Origin of the sequence: Streptomyces swartbergensis (assembly GCF_002148965.1) — a bacterium.
In the GTDB taxonomy this organism is placed as follows: Bacteria; Actinomycetota; Actinomycetes; order Streptomycetales; family Streptomycetaceae; genus Streptomyces; species Streptomyces swartbergensis.
Map to the genome: position 1 here is coordinate 1 of NZ_NGFN01000562.1, position 3,082 is coordinate 3,082.

Annotated in this window: 2 protein-coding genes and 1 pseudogene; all 3 read right to left on the bottom strand. The window is 67.8% G+C overall.

Going from position 1 to position 3,082, the window contains the following annotated elements; all coding sequences use genetic code 11:
• On the bottom strand, positions 1 to 1,557 hold a 1,557-nt coding region (locus CA983_RS42045; protein ID WP_086605905.1), incomplete at its 3' end, for a nickel-dependent hydrogenase large subunit.
• 64 nt (positions 1,558 to 1,621) lie between these two features.
• Complete coding sequence (locus tag CA983_RS42050) at positions 1,622 to 2,710, bottom strand: NADH-quinone oxidoreductase subunit B family protein (RefSeq protein WP_086605906.1); 1,089 nt, start codon at positions 2,708 to 2,710, stop codon at positions 1,622 to 1,624.
• Between the two features lies 1 nt (position 2,711).
• Positions 2,712 to 3,082, bottom strand: a pseudogene (locus CA983_RS42055) (hypothetical protein); the annotation flags it as partial.

Here is a 3,082-nt window from a genome sequence, read left to right on the forward strand (position 1 = left end):
GGGCGGGTACGGGTGGTAGTTGGCGATCTTCTTGTCCTTGATCACCAGGTGGTGGGAGAGGACGCCGCGCACCGCCTCGTGGAAGCCGCAGCCGATCGCCTCGTCGGGCACCTCGTAGTTCTCGAACACCTTGGTCTCGCCCGCGCGGATGAGCCCCATGGACTCCTCCAGGAACTGCAGGGCCATGGCGGCCGCGTAGGCGACGAAGTACGGCCGGGCACGGTCGCGTTCGATGGTGTTGCTCCACTGCGGGATACGCCACTCCAGGGTCGTCTCCGGCAGGGACTCGCCCTTGGGCAGGGAGATGCGCACGCTGTGGCCGGTGGACTTGACGTACGGGGTGTCGACCAGGCCGCTCAGCGCGGTCGACCACAGGCGGGCGAGCGGGCCGCCGCCGGTGTCCAGGGCGAGGTGGTCGCCGGTGCGCTGGTCGAACCAGCGCGGGCTCATGACCCAGCTGTACTTGTCGTCGAAGTCGCGCTTCTGCGGCACCGGGACGGTGGTCTGGTTCCACGGGTGGCGCATGTCGACGGGGTTGCCGAGCGGGTCGTGGGTGACGAAGGGCTCCTCGTTGACCCAGTCTTCGTAGTACGAGCTGCCGAGCAGGATCCGCAGGCCGAGGTTGATGTCGACGAGGTTGTTGGTGACCAGTTTGCCGTCGACGATGATGCCCGGGGTTACGTACATGTCCTTGCCCCAGGAGTTCATCGTCTCGTACCGGTAGTCGACCGTCTTGGGGTCCTGGAAGGCACCCCAGCAGCCCAGCAGCACCCGGCGGCGGCCGACCTCCTCGTAGCCGGGCAGCGCCTCGTAGAAGAAGTCGAAGACGTCGTCGTTCATGGCGACGGCCTTCTTCACGAAGTCGATGACCCGCATGAGCCGGCTGAGGTAGTCGGTGAAGGTGTTCGGCTGGGGCATCGTGCCGACGCCACCGGGATAGAGCGTAGAGGGGTGGACGTGCCGTCCCTCCATCAGGCAGAACATCTCGCGGGTGACACGACTGACCTTCAGGGCCTCCTTGTAGACCTCGCCCTCGAAGGGGTTGAAGGCCTTCATGATGTCGGCGATGGTGCGGTAGCCGTGGATGTCGCCGCGGGGCGCCTCGGTGCGTTCGGCGCGGGCCAGCACACTGGGGTTGGTGGCCTTGACCATCGCCTCGCAGAAGTCCACGAACACCAGGTTGTCCTGGAAGATCGTGTGGTCGAACATGTACTCGGCCGCTTCGCCGAGGTTGACGATGTAGTCGGCCAGCGGGGGCGGCTTGACGCCGTAGGCCATCTGCTGGGCGTAGTCGGAGCAGGTGGTGTGGTTGTCACCGCAGATGCCGCAGATCCGGGACGTGATGAAGCCCGCGTCACGCGGGTCCTTGCCCTTCATGAACACCGAGTAGCCGCGGAACAGCGACGAGGTGCTGTGGCATTCGACGACTTCCCGGTTGGCGAAGTCGATCTTCGTGTAGATGCCCAGGTTCCCGATGATCCGCGTGATCGGATCCCAGGACATGTCTACGAGTTGTGGCGGCTTACGCTCCGTGGGCCGGGCCTCGGTGGTGGTCATCTGCGGTACTGCCCCTCGCTGTCGGTGTTCCGTGGTCGGGTGGTGGGGGGTGTGTCGCGCGGCATCAGGGCCGCCAGCGCGGGTCGTAGCCGCTGGTCAGCTTGCGCTTGTTGTGGCGCCACCTGGGTTCGTGGTTGACCAGTTCGTTGGTCATGCCGCGCAGGCGGCGGATGACGGCCCCGTACGGCTTGATGGCCAGGGACGACAGGGTTCCGCCGGGAGGTTCGTCCATGAACGGCATGAACGCGTCGGGGAAGCCGGGCATCGTGCAGCCGATGCAGATGCCGCCGACGTTGGGGCAGCCGCCGATGCCGGCCATCCAGCCGCGCTTGGGGACGTTGCAGTTGACGACCGGACCCCAGCAGCCCGTCTTGACCAGGCACTTGGGAGAGTTGTAGTCCTTGGCGAAGCTGGCCTGCTCGTAGTAGGCGCCGCGGTCGCAGCCTTCGTGGACCGTCTTCCCGAACAGCCACTGCGGGCGCAGCATGTGGTCCAGCGGGGGCGGGGGCGCGGAGCCGGCCGCGTGGTAGAGGACCCAGACCAGGGTCTCCATGAAGTTCTCGGGCTGGATCGGGCAGCCGGGCACGTTGACGATCGGCAGGCCGCCCTGGGAGGTGTAGTCCCACCCCAGGTAGTCGGCGAGGCCCATGCAGCCGGTCGGGTTGCCGGACATGGCGTGGATGCCGCCGAAGGTGGCGCAGGTGCCGGCGGCCACCACTGCCCAGGCCTTGGGGGCCAGTTGGTCGATCCACCAGTTCAGGGTCTGCGGCTCGCCGGTCTCCGGGTCGTTGCCGAAGGACGTCCAGTAGCCGTCGCCCTCGATGATGTTCTGGTTGGGGACCGAGCCCTCGATGACGAGGATGAACGGCTCCAGTTCGCCGCGTACGGCCGCCCGGTAGGGAGCGAGGAAGTCCTCGCCGCCCAGGCTCGGCGAGAGGACCTTGTTGACCAGGTTCACCTTCGGCAGGCCCGGGATCAGGCCGAGCACCAGGTCCTCGATGGAGGGCTGGCCGGCTGCGGTCAGGGAGACGGTGTCGCCGTCGCAGCTCATGCCTTCGGAGATCCAGAGGATGGTGATCTCGTCGAAGCCCTGCCGGTCCTCGGCCCGTTCGGGTTCCTTGCTGACTTCGGTGGTGCTGCTGTGCGTTGTCATGTCACTCGGCCTCCGCTGCGGGGGTCTCGGAGTCGGTCGTGTGCCGCGCCTTGGCTGCGGCGGGAGCCGGTGCCGACGGCTCGTCCCGGGATCCGGCGGGCTCGAGGGGTTCGAGCTCGTCGGGCCGGAAGTAGTGGAAGCGGCCGTACCAGGTGTGCAGGTCGGACGCGGGGTCGTCGTCGAGGGTGACGGCGAGGTGCACGCTGCCGTTCACGTCGTGGAAGACGGCGGCGACCTCGGCGGTGCGGCCGGCCAGGAACATGTCCTGGGCGTCGGCGCCGCGTCCCCGGGGGCGGAGCCGGACGCGGCTGCCGCCGCCGAGCAGGACGCCGTCGACGAGCACGGTGTCGGTGGCCGGRGAGAGGCCGTCGT

Coding starts and splice junctions, on each gene's coding strand:
- CA983_RS42050 (WP_086605906.1), bottom strand. CDS start 2,710: ATGACAACGCACAGCAGCACCACCGAAGTCAGCAAGGAACCCGAACGG.